This window comes from Pseudomonas capeferrum, assembly GCF_013523055.1.
In the GTDB taxonomy this organism is placed as follows: Bacteria; Pseudomonadota; Gammaproteobacteria; order Pseudomonadales; family Pseudomonadaceae; genus Aquipseudomonas; species Aquipseudomonas capeferrum_A.
Genome location: NZ_JAAMQM010000090.1, coordinates 1 through 249, shown reverse-complemented (window position 1 = coordinate 249; position 249 = coordinate 1). Strand labels below are relative to the sequence as shown.

Sequence of the window (249 nt, the reverse complement as noted above, 5' to 3'; positions counted from 1 at the left end):
CGGTCTGGCCCGCGGCGATCAGGACCTTGTCACCATTGGTCAGGGTGACGGTGAGGTCACGGTCCAGGACCTGGTTGACGCGCACGGTGAAGACCGGCTGCTGGGCTTCGGTGACATTGCCGTTGCTGACGATCGAGACGGCGATCTGGTCGCCAGTGTTCGGCGTGCCAGGGGTACCCGGATTACCTGGAGTTCCCGGTTCGTCAGTGACGACTGTGTTGGTGCTGCCAGCAGTGATCAGGTTCTCGA

The 249-nt window shown here is 62.7% G+C and carries 1 protein-coding gene; it reads right to left on the bottom strand.

Annotated elements, in window-relative coordinates; genetic code table 11:
* Nucleotides 1-249, bottom strand: a 249-nt coding sequence (locus G7009_RS27425; RefSeq protein ID WP_181133395.1) for an immunoglobulin-like domain-containing protein, incomplete at both ends; no start/stop codon positions are given.